The 15,062-nt window shown below is 68.9% G+C and carries 17 protein-coding genes; 5 read left to right on the top strand and 12 right to left on the bottom strand.

Translation table 11 applies throughout. The annotated features are described in order from the left end of the window. Window positions 1–30 precede the first annotated feature (30 nt). Together FGD71_RS43115 and FGD71_RS43110 are read right to left on the bottom strand one after the other, a co-directional pair. Window positions 31–567, bottom strand: a complete 537-nt coding sequence (locus tag FGD71_RS43115; protein WP_119106051.1) for a TetR/AcrR family transcriptional regulator — start codon at window positions 565–567, stop codon at window positions 31–33. Further along, window positions 567–887: a DMT family transporter gene (locus FGD71_RS43110; RefSeq protein WP_119106050.1), complete on the bottom strand. Its 321-nt coding sequence runs from the start codon at window positions 885–887 to the stop codon at window positions 567–569. Before FGD71_RS43110 ends, FGD71_RS43115 begins: the two co-directional genes overlap by 1 nt. 213 nt (window positions 888–1,100) lie before the next feature. On the opposite strand from FGD71_RS43110, the gene FGD71_RS43105 reads away from it, so the two are divergent. Together FGD71_RS43105 and FGD71_RS43100 are read left to right on the top strand one after the other, a co-directional pair. Then, the gene (locus FGD71_RS43105) at window positions 1,101–2,858 is read left to right on the top strand and encodes a hypothetical protein (protein WP_119106076.1); all 1,758 of its coding nucleotides are present in this window, start codon (window positions 1,101–1,103) and stop codon (window positions 2,856–2,858) included. Window positions 2,859–3,200: 342 nt separating this feature from the next. Beyond that, on the top strand, window positions 3,201–4,046 hold the full coding sequence (locus FGD71_RS43100) for an AbfB domain-containing protein (RefSeq protein ID WP_119106049.1): 846 nt from the start codon (window positions 3,201–3,203) through the stop codon (window positions 4,044–4,046). Window positions 4,047–4,149: 103 nt separating this feature from the next. On the opposite strand, the gene FGD71_RS43095 is transcribed toward FGD71_RS43100, so the two are convergent. From FGD71_RS43095 to FGD71_RS43060, 8 genes are read right to left on the bottom strand one after another with little or no spacing between them, the layout of a single operon-like run. Beyond that, the gene (locus FGD71_RS43095) at window positions 4,150–4,482 is read right to left on the bottom strand and encodes a metal-sulfur cluster assembly factor (protein ID WP_030612912.1); all 333 of its coding nucleotides are present in this window, start codon (window positions 4,480–4,482) and stop codon (window positions 4,150–4,152) included. Beyond that, on the bottom strand, window positions 4,479–4,946 hold the full coding sequence (gene sufU / locus FGD71_RS43090; RefSeq protein WP_119106048.1) for a Fe-S cluster assembly sulfur transfer protein SufU: 468 nt from the start codon (window positions 4,944–4,946) through the stop codon (window positions 4,479–4,481). Before sufU ends, FGD71_RS43095 begins: the two co-directional genes overlap by 4 nt. A gap of 19 nt (window positions 4,947–4,965) precedes the next feature. Beyond that, complete coding sequence (locus tag FGD71_RS43085) at window positions 4,966–6,222, bottom strand: cysteine desulfurase (protein WP_119106047.1); 1,257 nt, start codon at window positions 6,220–6,222, stop codon at window positions 4,966–4,968. After that, window positions 6,219–6,983 carry a Fe-S cluster assembly ATPase SufC gene (gene sufC / locus FGD71_RS43080; protein ID WP_119106046.1) on the bottom strand — a complete coding sequence of 255 codons (765 nt, stop codon included), beginning with the start codon at window positions 6,981–6,983 and terminating at the stop codon, window positions 6,219–6,221. Before sufC ends, FGD71_RS43085 begins: the two co-directional genes overlap by 4 nt. Window positions 6,984–6,990: 7 nt before the next feature. After that, a complete protein-coding gene (locus FGD71_RS43075; protein WP_119106045.1) occupies window positions 6,991–7,320 on the bottom strand; it encodes a bifunctional 3-phenylpropionate/cinnamic acid dioxygenase ferredoxin subunit in 330 nt (109 codons plus the stop codon). Next, complete coding sequence (sufD, locus tag FGD71_RS43070; protein WP_119106044.1) at window positions 7,320–8,501, bottom strand: Fe-S cluster assembly protein SufD; 1,182 nt, start codon at window positions 8,499–8,501, stop codon at window positions 7,320–7,322. The genes FGD71_RS43075 and sufD overlap by 1 nt, the downstream gene beginning before the upstream one ends. Before the next feature lie 55 nt (window positions 8,502–8,556). Next, a complete protein-coding gene (gene sufB, locus FGD71_RS43065; protein ID WP_119106043.1) occupies window positions 8,557–9,978 on the bottom strand; it encodes a Fe-S cluster assembly protein SufB in 1,422 nt (473 codons plus the stop codon). Next, entirely contained in the window at window positions 9,975–10,709 is a 735-nt protein-coding gene (locus FGD71_RS43060) for a helix-turn-helix transcriptional regulator (protein WP_119106042.1), read from the bottom strand. Before FGD71_RS43060 ends, sufB begins: the two co-directional genes overlap by 4 nt. Window positions 10,710–10,891: 182 nt before the next feature. Between FGD71_RS43060 and FGD71_RS43055 the strand changes: the two genes are divergently transcribed. The 3 genes from FGD71_RS43055 to FGD71_RS43045 are packed head-to-tail and all read left to right on the top strand — an operon-like array spanning window position 10,892 to window position 13,632. Next, complete coding sequence (locus FGD71_RS43055; protein ID WP_119106041.1) at window positions 10,892–11,815, top strand: ABC transporter ATP-binding protein; 924 nt, start codon at window positions 10,892–10,894, stop codon at window positions 11,813–11,815. 50 nt (window positions 11,816–11,865) lie between these two features. Next, window positions 11,866–12,582 (top strand): ABC transporter permease, encoded by a 717-nt coding sequence (locus FGD71_RS43050; protein WP_119106075.1) that lies wholly within the window; start codon window positions 11,866–11,868, stop codon window positions 12,580–12,582. 42 nt (window positions 12,583–12,624) lie between these two features. Then, complete coding sequence (locus FGD71_RS43045) at window positions 12,625–13,632, top strand: COX15/CtaA family protein (RefSeq protein ID WP_119106040.1); 1,008 nt, start codon at window positions 12,625–12,627, stop codon at window positions 13,630–13,632. A gap of 56 nt (window positions 13,633–13,688) precedes the next feature. Here FGD71_RS43045 and FGD71_RS43040 read toward each other — a convergent pair whose 3' ends face one another. Beyond that, window positions 13,689–14,438: a nucleotidyltransferase domain-containing protein gene (locus FGD71_RS43040; protein WP_119106039.1), complete on the bottom strand. Its 750-nt coding sequence runs from the start codon at window positions 14,436–14,438 to the stop codon at window positions 13,689–13,691. 18 nt (window positions 14,439–14,456) lie between these two features. Continuing rightward, a partial coding sequence (locus FGD71_RS43035) for an amidohydrolase family protein (RefSeq protein ID WP_140936067.1) occupies window positions 14,457–15,062 on the bottom strand: 606 nt, incomplete at its 5' end.

Genomic DNA, 15,062 nt, shown 5'->3' with positions numbered 1-15,062 from the left:
CACGGCACCTGGGCACCGCACAGCAAGGGCTCAGGGGATGACCCGGGCCAGCACCTCCCGGGCGTACTCCTCGTCGTACGCCGCCCCCGTCAGCAGCACCTGCAGACAGATCCCGTCCAGCAGCGCGACCAGCGCCCGCGCGGTGACCGGGTCCGTGCGGCGGCTGATGCATTCGGCCAGTTCCTGGCACCACTCGGCGGCGACGGACCGCAGGGCGGGGCGGCGGAGGGCTGCGAGGTAGAGCTCGTACTCGAGTTCCACCCCCGTACGGTCGCCCGCGAGCCATTCGCCCACCAGGCCGGCGAGTTCACCGGCCAGATCGGTCCCGGGGTCCTCCAGCGCGCCGCGCGCGGCGACCACCTTGGCGAAGCCCTCGTTCGCCTGCCGCAGCGCGGCGACCATCAGCTCGTCGAGGGTCTTGAAGTGGTAGGTGGTGGAGCCCAGCGGCACATCGGCCTCGGCCGCGACGGAGCGGTGGCTCAGCCCGCCGATGCCCTTGGCGCCCACGACCCGGATGGCCGCGTCGATGATCCGCTGGCGCCGCTCGGGGTCGTAGCGTCTGGCCATCAGTGCGCCCCGCCCAGGTTCAGCACCACGACGCCGCCGATGATCAGCGCGATCCCGGTCAGCTTCGCGGCGCTCAGCCCTTCCCCCAGGAACACCATGCCGATCGCGGCGATGGCAGCCGTGCCGACTCCGGCCCAGATCGCGTACGCCGTGCCGACCGAGACGGTCTTCAGCGTCTGGGCGAGCAGCACGAAGGCGATCGCGTATCCGAGCACGGTCAGCAGCGAGGGCCACAACCTGCTGAAGCCGTCGGTGTACTTCATCGCCGTCGTGGCGGCCACCTCGGCCGCGATGGCTCCGGTGAGCAGTGCGTATCCCATGCGTACGAGTGTACACATCGATGCGTACACCTGTACACAAAGGGGGGCGGGAAGGACCGGCACGAAACAGATCCCGGGCAGCGCGTCGGCCGCACCACCTGTGCGGATGTGCGCACAAGCGGCGCTCGATTGCGCACTTTCCCTATGGCGTATGGAAGTTACCGACGGTTACGGTGCGGCTCGCCGGAACGCCGTCGTCCCATGGGAGAGAACATGAGTACAGCAGTCCCCCGCCGTCACGGGCGGTGGCCGCGCGCACTCGCCGCCGGAGCCCTCGGCGCGGCCGTGCTGACCGCGGCGCCCTCGGCCGACGGAGCGTCGGCCCGTACCGGGGCCCCGGCCCGCACCGAGTCCCCGGTGGCCTCCACGTCCCCGGTCACCGGAGTCACCGAGACCAAGGTCTCCGTACGGATCCCGCTGCCCGCCTCGGTCGGCAGCCGCCCGGCGCAGTGCGACTGGCTGTCCTATCTGCGCTACCGCTCCTCGGGCGGCCCGTCGAAGTCCGCCGAGGCGGACAGGATCCTGGTCGCCCAGCCCGGCATCCTGGAGGGCGCGGGTGCCTTCGACAGCGTGGCCCGCAACACGGTGAAGGCGGCGGCCGAGAAGGGTCAGCACATCGAGTTCTGGGCGCTGGACCGCCGCTCCAACTGCCTTGAGGACAACACCGGGATCGCGACGGGCGACGCCACCAAGGCCGTCGACTACTACTACCGCGGCAAGCGGGTGGACGGGCGCAAGTTCGACGGCTTCCTGAAGAGCGATCAGGTGCGATGGCTCGCCGAGGTCGGCCTGGAGCGGACCGTCCGTGACCAGTACGACCTGCTCGCCGCCGAACTGCCCGACCAGAAGCTGCGCAAGGAAAAGGTGATGTGCGGCGGGCATTCGCTCGGCGGCGTCCTCACCGGTGTCTTCGCCACCTGGGACTTCGACGGGAACAAGGCGACGAAGGCGGACGCCGGCTTCAACCAGTGCGCGGGATACTTCGCGCTGGACACGACGATCGCCACCAACCTGGATGATCTCAACGGCAGTTCGGGCACCCTCAACGGCAGCGTCCTGCCCGAGGGCACCGTCCCGGACACGGGCCTCGGCTTCACCGCCCTACAGGCCGGTCTCCGCAGCGGCGTGCTGCCCCGCTTCCTGGCCCTGCCCGTGGTGCTCAACCCCGAGACGATGAACCTGCTCGCGATCGGCGGCCTCGCCGCACGGGTCGCCCCGGGCGCCGAGTCCGAGCTCCTCGGCACCGTCCCGTCGAACGTCAACATCGAGACCACGTCCCGCACCATGTTCTCCAAGAACGCGGCCACGTTCCTGACCGGCAAGCCCTCCATCCGCGACTTCCGGCTCACCAACGCGGCCGTCCTGGGCACCTTCATGGACGACAACTCGGCGCCGCTGTCCTTCATCCAGTCCAGTGTGGGCCTCTTCGACGGCGGCAGGATCGTGGACAAGAACTTCCCGCTCTCGAACGACGTGCAGGGCTCGCCCGCCCTGTTCGGTACGGAGCTGAAGGCGATCCCGGACGAGCCGGACGGCCCCCTCTACACCTGGCGGAACTACGACCGGGTGGGCGCGGCGGACGACCCGGTGCACCGCTCGGCCGACGGCACGCCGTTCACCACGGCCGCCAAGGAGGTCACGGACATCGGGGAGTTGGCCCGCAGCCTCTCCGAACAGCCGCTGGACTTCACCGAGGACTACTTCCCGACGAAGCTCGTCACCGATCTCTACCTGGTCGACGAACCGCAGATCGCCGGCCATATGCCCCACACCGAGGGCCTGAAGGCCAATCCCTCCGTCACCTTCGTCGCGGGCGACGGCATCCTGGCCGACCACATCCCCGAGGACAAGAACCCCGTCGTCCTGCCCGGCTACCAGCATCTGGACGTCATCACGGCGGCCCCGGTCCAGAACGACGGAAAGCGCGAACAGATCGCCACGCGCCTGTCGGCGTTCGCCCGCCAGCCCTGAAGCCCCGAATCCCCGAATCCCCGCACCCTGTTGCTCCGATGCTTGGAGTCCAACCGCCCCTCGTACGCGGGCAGTACGACACAGGTGAACCCAACTCCGGTGGTGCGGGCGCGCGCTCGCGCCACCGGCTCTTGAACCGCTGTCAGAATTCTGAAGCGGCCCTCCGAAACCGCTGCTCCGGAGCCACCGGGTCCACTACTGTTTCACCGGCGCGCACCCGGTGTTGCGGCCACAGCCGTTCGTTCCGGGTGTCTGCGTCCTCTGCTTCCTCTCGTGTTCCTCTTATGCCGAGGACACATGACCAATACGCGTCCGCCCCAAGCGACGCCGAGGGAACCGCGCATGCTCGAAAGAAAGCCCGAACCTGCTCCTGAGCAGACCCCGAAGGTGTGGGAAACCGGGCACCTGGACGAATCCCGCATACCCGGGACGCGTCGGCTCTATCTGGCCGGCGCGCTTTTCGTCGCCGTGGTCGCCGCCGCCGTGACCGCGATCTCCCTGTTAGACAGCGGCAGGGACGAGACGTCCCAAGAAGGCGTGGGGCAGACGACCTCCGCCGACGAACCGATCCCGGACTTGTCCATCGAGGCCTCAGCCACGGAGCCCAGCGGAAAGAGCGGCTTCTCCTCTCCGCAGCCCGACGACAGGGCATCCTCGGAGAGTTCCCGCTCCCCCGAGGCTCAGCAGCGCAGCTCCGAGCCCGTCCCCGAGCCGTCGAAGCCCACCGCCTCCGGCAAGCCTCCGGCCAAGGAGCCGTCCGCCCCGCGGAAGTCCGTCCAGGCGGTCAACTATCCCGACCGCTTCTGGCACGTGAGCGGCAGCAGCGTCCGTCTCGACCCGGTCAGTTCGAGCAGTTCCGCCGGGACCAGGCAGGATGCCACCTTCCAGCTCGTCCCGGGCCTCGCGGACTCCGACTGCTATTCCTTCTCCACCGGCGAGGGCGGCTATCTCCGCCACGAAAGCTTCCGCCTCCGTCCCGACAGCGACGACGGCTCGGAGCTCTTCGAGAAGGACGCGACGTTCTGTCCGCGCCAGGCGTCGTACTCCGGCGCCGTCATGCTGGAGTCGGTCAACTACCCCGGCCGCTTCCTGCGCCACCGGGACTTCCAGCTCCGCCTGGACCCCTACGAGTACAGCGGCCTCTATCGGGCCGACACCGCGTTCCGTCTGGTCAAGGGTCTTAGCTGAGCGCCTGCCCGGCCGTGGCAACACCTGTGGCCCCCGGCGTATGCCGGGGGCCACAGAAAAGCGGACCGTCAGGTCCACACCACATTCAGAGCACCAGCAAGGCTCAGACGTTGAAGCCGAGCGCCCGGAGCTGCTCACGGCCATCGTCCGTGATCTTGTCGGGACCCCACGGCGGCATCCACACCCAGTTGATGCGCAGCTCGTTGACCAGGCCGTCCGTGGCGGACTTGGCCTGGTCCTCGATGACGTCGGTGAGCGGACAGGCCGCGGACGTCAGGGTCATGTCGATCGTCGCGATGTTCGCGTCGTCGATGTGGATGCCGTAGATCAGGCCGAGGTTGACGACGTCGATCCCCAGCTCGGGGTCGACGACGTCGTACAGCGCCTCACGGACCTCTTCCTCGGAGGCCGGCTTCATCTCAATGGTCTCGCTCATGCCGTCTTCCTTTCGGCGTCGGCCTCGCCCAGGGCTTGGGCCGTCGCGTCCTTCCAGGCCATCCAGCTCAGCAGCGCGCACTTCACCCGTGCCGGGTACTTGGAGACTCCGGCGAACGCGACCGCGTCCTCCAGGATCTCCTCCATCGCGTCGTCCGGCTCGATGCGGCCCTTGGACTGCATCAGCTCCAGGAAGGTCTCCTGGATCTTCTGCGCCTCGGCGAGCTGCTTGCCGACGAGCAACTCGTTCAGTACGGAGGCCGAGGCCTGGCTGATCGAGCAGCCCTGGCCCTCGTAGCTCACGTCCGTGATCTGCGAGCCCTCGTACTTCACGCGCAGCGTGATCTCGTCACCGCACGTCGGGTTGACGTGGTGCACCTCGGCGTCGCCATCCCGCAGACCACGCCCGTGGGGGTGCTTGTAGTGGTCCAGGATGACTTCCTGGTACATCGAATCCAGCTTCATGCGATCGCTCGCCAATCCCTCAGCCGAAGAAGTTCCGTACGTGCTCCAGGCCTTCCACGAGCGCGTCGATCTCACCCGGCGTGGAGTACAGATAGAACGACGCTCGCGTGGTCGCAGGAATTCCGTACCGGAGGCAGACGGGCCTGGCGCAGTGGTGGCCGACCCGGACCGCGATGCCCTGTTCGTCGAGAACCTGGCCCACGTCGTGGGGGTGGATGTCGCCGAGCGTGAAGGAGATCGCGGCGCCCCGATCCTCGGCCGTGGTCGGGCCGATGATCTTCAGGTCGGGGACCTCCTGCAGGCGCTTGACCGCGTACTCGGTCAGCGCGTGCTCGTGGGCCGCGATCTTCTCCATGCCGATGGCACTCAGGTAGTCGATCGCCGCGCCCAGGCCGACCGCCTGCGCGATCGGCGGCGTACCGGCCTCGAACTTGTGCGGCGCCGGCGCGTACGTCGACGAGTGCATCGACACCGTCTCGATCATCTCGCCGCCGCCGAGGAACGGAGGCAGGTCCTCCAGCAGCTCCTGGCGTCCCCACAGGACACCGATGCCCGTGGGACCGCACATCTTGTGGCCGGTGAAGGCCACGAAGTCGGCCTGGAGGGCCTGGACGTCCAGCGGCATATGGGGTGCCGCCTGCGAGGCGTCGATCAGGACCAGGGCACCGACCTCCTGGGCGCGGCGCACGATCGCCTCGACCGGGTTGAAGGTGCCCAGGATGTTGGAGACCAGCACGAAGGAGACGATCTTCGTCTTCTCGTTGATGACCTCGTTGATGTTCGAGAGGTCGAGACGTCCGTCGTCGGTCAGGCCGAACCACTTGAGCTTCGCGCCCGTGCGCTGCGAGAGCAGCTGCCAGGGAACGATGTTGGAGTGGTGCTCCATCTCCGTGATGACGATCTCGGTCTCGTGGTCCACGCGGTAGGGCTCGTCGGCCCAGCCGAGCATGTTGGCCACGAGGTTCAGTGACTCCGAGGCGTTCTTGGTGAAGATCACCTCGTCGCGGCTGGGCGCGTTGATGAACGTCGCGACCTTGTCGCGCGCGCCCTCGTACAGCGCCGTGGCCTCCTCGGCGAGCACATGCACACCGCGATGGACGTTGGCGTTGTAGCGCTCGTAGTACTCACTCAGGGCGTCCAGTACCTGGCGCGGCTTCTGCGAGGTCGCCGCGTTGTCCAGATACACGAGCTTCTTGTCGTCGTGGACCAGACGGTCCAGGACGGGGAAGTCCTTGCGGATCGCCTCGGTGTCGAGGAGGCCCGGCAGCTGTGTCACGCGGATACGCCACCCTTCGTGTATGCCTCGTACCCCTCGGCCTCGAGCTTGTCGGCGAGCTCGGGACCGCCGGACTCGGCGATCCGCCCGGCGGCGAAGACGTGGACGTGGTCGGGCTTGATGTAGCGCAGGATGCGCGTGTAGTGCGTGATGAGCAGCGTGCCCACCTCACCGGTCTCGCGGACGCGGTTGACGCCCTCGGAGACGACCCGGAGCGCGTCGACGTCGAGGCCGGAGTCGGTCTCGTCGAGAATCGCGATCTTCGGCTTGAGCAGCTCCAGCTGAAGGATCTCGTGGCGCTTCTTCTCACCGCCGGAGAAGCCTTCGTTCACGTTGCGCTCGGCGAAGGCGGGGTCCATGTTGAGGTGCTGCATGGCCTCCTTGACCTCCTTCACCCACGTGCGCAGCTTCGGCGCCTCGCCGCGGATGGCGGTGGCGGAGGTGCGGAGGAAGTTGGAGACCGAGACGCCGGGGACCTCGACCGGGTACTGCATGGCCAGGAACAGGCCGGCGCGGGCGCGCTCGTCGACGGACATCTCCAGGACGTCCTCGCCGTCGAGCAGCACGGTGCCCTCGGTGATCGTGTACTTGGGGTGACCCGCGAGCGAGTAGGCGAGAGTCGACTTGCCGGAGCCGTTGGGGCCCATGATGGCGTGCGTCTCGCCCTGCTTCACGGTGAGGTCGACACCCTTGAGGATTTCCTTCGTGCCGTTCTCGACCTCGACGGTGACGTGCAGGTCTCGGATTTCAAGCGTTGCCATGGGTGCCTCAGGACTCCTGGGTGAGGGAGACGAGCACGTCGTCCCCTTCGATCTTTACGGGGTATACGGGGACGGGGCGCGTCGCGGGAAGGCCGGACGGTTTGCCGGTACGGAGGTCGAAGCTGGAGCCGTGCAGCCAGCACTCGATCTGGCAGTCCTCCACCTCGCCCTCGGAGAGCGAGACGTTCGCGTGCGAGCAGATGTCATAGATCGCGAACACCTCACCCTCGGTCTGCACGACCGAGACCGGCGTGCCGTCGAGTTCCACCCTCTTCGGGGTGCCCTCCTCCAGCTCGCTCAGCCCACAGGCGCGCAGGAACGTCGCAGGGGCAGTCATCAGACCGACGCCTCCAGCTCCTCGTCGATCTTGGTGAGCAGGCGCTCCTCGATGTCGTCGACGCCGATCTGCTGGACCAGTTCGGCGAAGAAGCCGCGCACGACGAGTCGGCGGGCCTCGCCGGCGGGGATACCGCGGGCCATCAGGTAGAAGAGCTGCTCGTCGTCGAAGCGGCCGGTGGCGCTCGCGTGACCGGCGCCGACGATCTCGCCGGTCTCGATCTCCAGGTTCGGCACCGAGTCGACCCGCGCGCCGTCCGTCAGGACGAGGTTGCGGTTCATCTCGTAGGTGTCCGTGCCCTCGGCCTTGGCCTCGATGAGGACGTCACCGATCCACACGGCGTGCGCGTCGTCGCCCTGGAGCGCGCCCTTGTAGGCGACGTTCGACTTGCAGTGCGGGGTGTTGTGGTCGACCAGGAGGCGGTGCTCCTGGTGCTGGCCGGCGTCGGTGAAGTACAGGCCGAAGAGCTCGGCCTCGCCGCCGGTGCCGGCGTAGGAGACGCGCGGGTGGAGGCGTACGAGGTCGCCGCCGAAGGTGACGACGAACGACTTGAAGGTGGCGTCGCGGCCGATCAGCGCGTTGTGCTGGCCGACGTGCACGGCCTTGTCGTCCCAGTCCTGGACGGAGACGACGGTCAGCTTGGCGCCGTCGCCCAGGATGTAGTCGACGTTGGCCGCGAGCACGGCGTCACCGGTGTGGTCGATGACGACGACGGCCTCGGCGAAGGCTCCCAGCTCGATGACCTGGTGGCCGTAGGCGATCCCGCCCTCGCCGTGCACGGCGATACGGATCGGCTCGCTCAGCACCGTCTCCTTGGGGACGGACACGACCGAGGCCTTCTCGAAGGCGGAGTACGCCTGGGCGGCGACGCGGTCCACCGGGGTGCCCGCCTTGCCGATCCGGGCGTCGTCACGGCCGACGGTCTCGACGACGACTCCCTCGGGAGCGTCGATGTCGACCTTCAGGCCGTCGCCGGTCGCGACCGCGGAGCCGTCGTGCAGCCCGCGCAGCCGCTCCAGCGGCGTGAACCGCCACTCCTCCTCGCGACCGTGCGGGACCGGGAAGTCCGCCACGTCGAAGGACGGGGGCGCGCTCATGCGCGTGGCGACGGTCGACTCTGCGGCCACCGCGATCTGGCCGGCGGTGGTGGAGCCCACCGGGATGTTCTGAGCCTCAGCCATGGCTGTCGTAGTGCTCTCTCTCTGAGTAAGACGTGTGCTGACCGATGGGGCGGGGTTAGCCGACCGCGCCTTCCATCTGCAGCTCGATCAGCCGGTTGAGCTCCAGGGCGTACTCCATGGGGAGCTCCTTGGCGATCGGCTCGACGAAGCCGCGCACGATCATCGCCATCGCCTCGAACTCGGAGAGACCACGGCTCATCAGGTAGAAGAGCTGGTCCTCGGAGACCTTGGAGACGGTCGCCTCGTGGCCCATGGACACATCGTCCTCACGGACGTCCACGTACGGGTACGTGTCGGACCGCGAGATCGTGTCGACCAGCAGCGCGTCGCAGAGCACGTTGGACTTCGAGCCCGCGGCGCCCTCACCGATCTCGACCAGGCCGCGGTACGACGTACGGCCGCCACCGCGAGCGACGGACTTCGACACGATGTTGGAGGAGGTGTTCGGCGCCATGTGGACCATCTTGGAGCCGGCGTCCTGGTGCTGCCCCTCGCCCGCGAAGGCGATGGACAGGGTCTCGCCCTTGGCGTGCTCGCCCATCAGGTAGACGGCCGGGTACTTCATCGTCACCTTGGAGCCGATGTTGCCGTCGATCCACTCCATGGTCGCGCCCTCGTACGCCACGGCGCGCTTGGTGACCAGGTTGTAGACGTTGTTCGACCAGTTCTGGATGGTCGTGTAGCGGCAGCGGGCGTTCTTCTTGACGATGATCTCGACGACCGCGCTGTGCAGCGAGTCGCTCTTGTAGATCGGGGCGGTGCAGCCCTCGACGTAGTGCACGTAGGCGCCCTCGTCGACGATGATCAGCGTCCGCTCGAACTGGCCCATGTTCTCCGTGTTGATGCGGAAGTAGGCCTGGAGCGGGATCTCGACGTGCACGCCCTTCGGCACGTAGATGAAGGAGCCGCCGGACCACACGGCGGAGTTCAGCGAGGCGAACTTGTTGTCACCGACCGGGATGACGGTCCCGAAGTACTCCTTGAAGAGCTCCGGGTGCTCCCTCAGGGCCGTGTCGGTGTCCAGGAAGATTACGCCCTGCTCCTCCAGGTCCTCGCGGATCTGGTGGTAGACGACCTCCGACTCGTACTGGGCCGCGACACCGGCGACGAGGCGCTGCTTCTCCGCCTCCGGGATGCCGAGCTTGTCGTACGTGTTCTTGATGTCCTCGGGCAGGTCCTCCCAGGACTCCGCCTGCTTCTCCGTGGAGCGCACGAAGTACTTGATGTTGTCGAAGTCGATGCCCGAGAGGTCCGAGCCCCAGTTCGGCATGGGCTTCTTCTCGAACAGGCGCAGGCCCTTGAGACGGAGCTTGGTCATCCACTCCGGCTCGTTCTTCTTCTCGGAGATGTCGCGGACGACGTCCTCGTTGATGCCGCGCTTGGCAGAGGCGCCGGCCGTGTCGGAGTCGGCCCAGCCGTACTCGTACTTGCCCAGGCCCTCGAGCTCGGGGTGGGCAGTCTCCGTGGGGAGAGTCATGCGGGGTTCCTCCCGGCCGTGCTTGCGGATGCGTTATCGGTGGTCTGATGGCTCGCCTTGGGGATGAACGTCGTGCAGACGCCGTCACCGTGGGCGATGGTGGCCAGCCGCTGGACATGTGTGCCGAGCAACTGGGAGAAGATTTCGGTCTCCGCCTCGCACAGCTGCGGGAACTGCTCGGCGACATGGGCGACCGGGCAGTGGTGCTGGCAGAGCTGTTCGCCCCTCTGCGGAAGGGGCGCGCTACGCGCCGTAGCAGCGTACCCGTCCACACTCAGGGCCTTGGCGAGCGCTTCGGTGCGCTTCTCGGGTGTCGCGGCCTCCACGGCCTTGCGGTACGCCCCGGCCTGGGCGGCGAGCCGGGCGCGGGCGAAGGCCGCGACGGCCTCGTCCCCACCCTCGCGCTCCGCGATCCAGCGCAGTGCGTCGGCGGCGAGTTTGTCGTACGACTGGTAGAAGGCGTCCCGGCCGCAGTCCGTCAGGGCGAAGATCTTGGCGGGCCGGCCGCGCGTACGCGCTCCGTAGACGCGCTTCTCGCGGGCCTCCACGACGTCGTCGGCGACCAGTGCGTCGAGATGCCGCCGGACGGCGGCCTGGGTGAGGCCGAGACGGCCGGCCAGGTCGGCCACGGTCGAGGGGCCGTGGTCCAGGATGGATCGCGCGACCCGGTTGCGCGTGGAGCGCTCCCCGGTCGCGAGTTCCTCCTGCGGAGCCTCGCCGACGTTTTTCACAACACCATTGTTGCGTAATTCCTCAGAGAGTGACAAGCCGCGCCCCTGCCGACCGACGGTGCGCTGTATCACTTAGGTCTACCTAAGCTGACCTGCGGAAATGATCTTTGATCGATCGGTTCTCCACCGCGGGCCGCCCCGCCGGGCGGGGCCCCCGCACCCGTTCCCTAGACTTGGCCCCCATGCGAAGTGACCCTGTCGTCCAGGTCCAGGCCCTGGTGAAGCGGTACGGCACGAAGACCGCGGTGAACGGCCTCGATCTGGCGGCCGGGCCAGGCATCACCGCCGTACTCGGTCCCAACGGAGCGGGCAAGACGACCACGGTCGAGACCTGTGAGGGATACCGGAAGCCGGACTCCGGAACGGTACGGGTGCTCGGTCTCGACCCGATACGCGAGGCCGCCGCCCTGCGCCCCCGCATCGGCGTGATGCTCCAGTCCGGCGGCGTCTACTCGGGCGCCCGCGCGGACGAAATGCTCCGCCACGTGGCCCAGCTGCACGCCCGCCCGCTCGACGTGGACGCCCTGATCGAGCGCCTCGGCCTCGGCAGCTGCGGCCGCACGACGTACCGGCGCCTGTCCGGCGGCCAGCAGCAGCGGCTCGCGCTCGCGATGGCCGTGGTCGGCCGGCCCGAAATGGTCTTCCTGGACGAGCCGACCGCGGGTCTCGACCCGCAGGCCCGCCGGGCGACCTGGGACCTCGTACGCGATCTCCGCACGGACGGCGTCTCGGCCATCCTGACCACGCACCACATGGACGAGGCCGAGCAGCTCGCCGACGACGTGGCGATCATCGACGCGGGCCGGGTCATCGCCCAGGGTTCGCCGGAGGAGCTGTGCCGCGGCGGCGCCGAGAACACCCTCCGCTTCAGCGGGCGTCCCGCCCTCGACATAGGTTCCCTCCTCAAGGCCCTCCCACCGGACTGCACCGCGGCCGAGCTGACCCCGGGCGCGTACCGGGTGGGCGGCAAGGTGAACCCCCAGCTCCTCGCGACCGTCACGTCCTGGTGCGCCCAGCACGGCGTGATGCCGGAGAAGATCTCGGTGGAGCGGCACACGCTGGAAGACGTCTTCTTGGAACTGACCGGCAAGGAGCTGCGTTCGTGACCACCGCCGGTACGTACACCCCGAAGCCGGGGGCGGCCCCGCTGTCCCGCATGATCGCGGCGCAGGCGGTGCTCGAGACGAAGATGCTGCTGCGTAACGGCGAGCAGCTGCTGCTCACGGTCGTCATCCCGACGCTGCTGCTCGTGCTGTTCAGCTCGGTCGACGTCGTCGACACGGGCGAGGGCGAGGCCGTCGACTTCCTGGCCCCCGGCATCCTCGCGCTCGCGGTGATGTCGACGGCCTTCACGGGCCAGGCCATCGCGACGGGCTTCGAGCGGCGGTACGGGGTACTGAAGCGGCTCGCGATCTCGCCGCTGCCGCGCTGGGGGCTGATGGCGGCGAAGACGCTCTCCGTGCTGGTCACGGAGATCCTCCAGGTGTTCCTGCTGACCGTGATCGCGTTCGCCCTCGGCTGGTCCCCCGGCGGCAACCCTCTCGCCGTTCTGCTCCTGCTTCTCCTCGGCACGGCCGCCTTCTCGGGCCTGGGCCTGCTGATGGCGGGCACGCTGAAGGCGGAGGCCACGCTGGCCGCCGCGAACCTGGTCTTCCTGCTGCTGCTCGTGGGCGGCGGAGTCGTCGTGCCCCTGGACAAGTTCCCGGACGCCGCGCAGGACGTCCTCGGCCTGCTGCCGATCTCGGCCCTCTCGGACGGGCTCCGGGACGTGCTCCAGCACGGGGCCGGGATGCCGTGGGGGAACCTCGGGATCCTGGCCGTTTGGGGGGTTGTCGGCCTCGCGGCCGCCGCCCGTTTCTTCCGGTGGGAGTAGAGACCTCCCCCTCGTGAAGGCGTGCACAAGCGGCCCCCTACGATGGTGCCCGTGCCGAATCTGACCCGCGCGGAGGCCACCGAGGCCGTACGCAACCCCCTCGCCTTCATCGCCGCACGCTGGACTCCCGGTCCCCGGACGGTTCAGCGCGCGGCCCTCGCCGCGCTGGTCATGGCGGTGCTCATCGTGGTCACCGGCGGTGCCGTACGGCTGACCGGCTCGGGGCTGGGCTGCCCGACCTGGCCCAAGTGCACCGAGGACTCGCTCACCAACACGAGCGAGATGGGCATTCACGGCTACATCGAGTTCGGCAACCGCATGCTGACGTACGTCCTGTGCGCCGCGGTCGGCTGGGCGATCATCGCCGCACGCTCCGAGAAGCCGTACCGGCGCAGCCTCACGCGGCTGGGCTGGACGCAGTTCTGGGTCGTCATGGGCAACGCGGTACTCGGCGGCATCGTCGTCCTGGTGGGCCTCAACCCGTACACGGTCGCGGCTCACTTCCTTCTCTCCAGTGCGCTGATCGCCGTCGCCACGGTGATGTGGCAGCGCACCCGCGAGGGCGACGGCGCGTCGCGCCCGCTGGTCGGCAAGTCGGTGCGGCAGCTCGTGTGGTTCATGGTCGCCGCCACCGTCCTGCTGATCGCGGTCGGCACGGTCGTCACCGGTGCGGGCCCGCACGCCGGTGACTCGAGGGACGTCGAACGCATGCCCGTGAGCTGGGAGGACGTCAGCAAGCTGCATGCCGTCCTGGCCTGGATCGTGGTGACGCTGACCTTCGCCCTGTGGTTCGTGCTGAAGGCGGTCGACGCCCCCAAGGGCCCCCTCGTCCGCACCCGCGTTCTCTTCCTGGTCCTCCTCGCCCAGGGCGTCATCGGCTACGTCCAGTACTTCACCGACCTCCCCGAGATCCTGGTCGGCCTCCATATGTTCGGCTCCTGCGTGGTCTGGATCGCGACGCTGCGCGTCCTGCTGTCCCTCCGGGAACGGCCGGAGGACCTGGTGGAAGTACCGGGTCCGTCGACGGAACCGGTGGCCACGCGCGCGTGAGAGTCGCCACGCCGGCTTGAGTCACGCATGACGTTCGCGAGTGACGCGTTCGTGAGTCACGCGTACGCCTGTACGAGGGCGTCGATCGCCGGGCCGAGATAGTCCCGGGTCAGCCCACCGCGGCGGGCGGCCCACTCCTCGCTCGGCGCCCCACGGTCCCCGTACCGTCGCCGCCGGATGTCCTCGACCACCTCGCCGGGCGCGCCGAGTCCGGGCAGCAGATCCAGTGCCTCCCGTTTGGTGATCAGCCGCCCCTCTTTCAGGGTGACCGCGGCACGGGCGTACGTGACGAGCCCCAGGTCCACCCAGACGTCCTGCGTCCAGTTGGCGGCCCGGTCGACCTGGCGACGCCAGAAGTCCCGCTGGTCGCGCACGACGAACTCGGCGAGTTCGCTGTCCGGCACCGGCGGCAGCAGGCCCATGGGCGGCTCACCGTGCAGGACCAGCCCGAAGGTGTGCAGCTCACGCCGGGTCACCGGGGTGACCGGCCGCTTGAACAGGTGCTCGTGCGCCCAGGTGAGGTGCCGCCGCTCGGCGCCGCCCACCGTGTCGGGTGTCAGATAGCTGCAGTGCAGCTTGTCGACGAGCCGCTCGGCACGCAGGCGGGCGTGCAGCCGCGCCACCCGCCAGACCGTCCTCACCGTGATCGGGCCGTTCAGCACCGCGATCAGGTCCAGGTCACTGCGGCCCTCCTGATAGTCGCCGCCGCCGAGTGAGCCGTGGGCCCATACGGCGACCGGGGCAAGGTCGCACAGTTCGGTGAGGAAGCGGTCGAGGAGCCGGTCGGTCGCGTCGCTGCGGGGCATGCGCACAGTCTGGACAGCTCAGTCCAGCCCGTACACCCGCCGCGCGTTCCCCGCCGCGATCAGTTCCGCCACCCGCTGCGCGTCCGCCGGTGACCACGCTCCTTCGGCCACCCAGGTGCCGAGGACCCGGGTCAGCGACTCCCGGAAGAGGCGGGCCCCGACCACATGCAGTTCGGGCAGGCCTTGGGCACCGGAGGAGAAGAGGAGCTTGCCGAAGGGGGCGAGTTCCAGGATCTCGGAGAGTACGGCGGACGCGCGGGCGCCCGTACGGACGAGGGCCGCGCCCAGGTCGGCGTACACATGCGGGAAGACCCCGGCGAGGTGCGCCGTGTGCCGGTGGAACGGATATCCGTGCAACAGCACGAGGTCGGTGCCGAGGCCGGCCGTGGCGCGGGCGAAGTCCGTGAGCAGCACGGGGTCGGTGCGGTCGAGGCGCAGGCCTGATTCGCCGAGCCCCGCGTGCAGTTGGAGCGGCCGCCCCGAGGCGACGGCGATCCAGAGGAGATGCCGCAGCAGCACCGGGTCGGACAGGACGCCGCCGACGGAGCGTCCGGTGAGCCAGCGGCCCGCGGCCCCGCGCACCTCGCCCGGGCCGGGCGGCTCGGGCGCGAGCGCCAGGCCGTG

This window comes from Streptomyces sporangiiformans, assembly GCF_005768555.2.
GTDB lineage: Bacteria > Actinomycetota > Actinomycetes > Streptomycetales > Streptomycetaceae > Streptomyces > Streptomyces sporangiiformans.
This window is presented reverse-complemented; position numbering and strand designations above follow the sequence as displayed.

Bases quoted from the DNA above. Each gene is read 5' to 3' on its own strand.
- FGD71_RS43045 (WP_119106040.1), top strand. From the start codon at position 12,625: ATGGTGCCCGTGCCGAATCTGACCCGCGCGGAGGCCACCGAGGCCGTA.
- FGD71_RS43105 (WP_119106076.1), top strand. From the start codon at position 1,101: ATGAGTACAGCAGTCCCCCGCCGTCACGGGCGGTGGCCGCGCGCACTC.
- FGD71_RS43100 (WP_119106049.1), top strand. From the start codon at position 3,201: ATGCTCGAAAGAAAGCCCGAACCTGCTCCTGAGCAGACCCCGAAGGTG.
- FGD71_RS43040 (WP_119106039.1), bottom strand. From the start codon at position 14,438: ATGCCCCGCAGCGACGCGACCGACCGGCTCCTCGACCGCTTCCTCACC.
- FGD71_RS43075 (WP_119106045.1), bottom strand. From the start codon at position 7,320: ATGACTGCCCCTGCGACGTTCCTGCGCGCCTGTGGGCTGAGCGAGCTG.
- sufB (WP_119106043.1), bottom strand. From the start codon at position 9,978: ATGACTCTCCCCACGGAGACTGCCCACCCCGAGCTCGAGGGCCTGGGC.
- FGD71_RS43050 (WP_119106075.1), top strand. From the start codon at position 11,866: ATGATCGCGGCGCAGGCGGTGCTCGAGACGAAGATGCTGCTGCGTAAC.
- FGD71_RS43055 (WP_119106041.1), top strand. From the start codon at position 10,892: ATGCGAAGTGACCCTGTCGTCCAGGTCCAGGCCCTGGTGAAGCGGTAC.
- FGD71_RS43095 (WP_030612912.1), bottom strand. From the start codon at position 4,482: ATGAGCGAGACCATTGAGATGAAGCCGGCCTCCGAGGAAGAGGTCCGT.
- FGD71_RS43110 (WP_119106050.1), bottom strand. From the start codon at position 887: ATGGGATACGCACTGCTCACCGGAGCCATCGCGGCCGAGGTGGCCGCC.
- sufC (WP_119106046.1), bottom strand. From the start codon at position 6,983: ATGGCAACGCTTGAAATCCGAGACCTGCACGTCACCGTCGAGGTCGAG.
- sufD (WP_119106044.1), bottom strand. From the start codon at position 8,501: ATGGCTGAGGCTCAGAACATCCCGGTGGGCTCCACCACCGCCGGCCAG.
- sufU (WP_119106048.1), bottom strand. From the start codon at position 4,946: ATGAAGCTGGATTCGATGTACCAGGAAGTCATCCTGGACCACTACAAG.
- FGD71_RS43115 (WP_119106051.1), bottom strand. From the start codon at position 567: ATGGCCAGACGCTACGACCCCGAGCGGCGCCAGCGGATCATCGACGCG.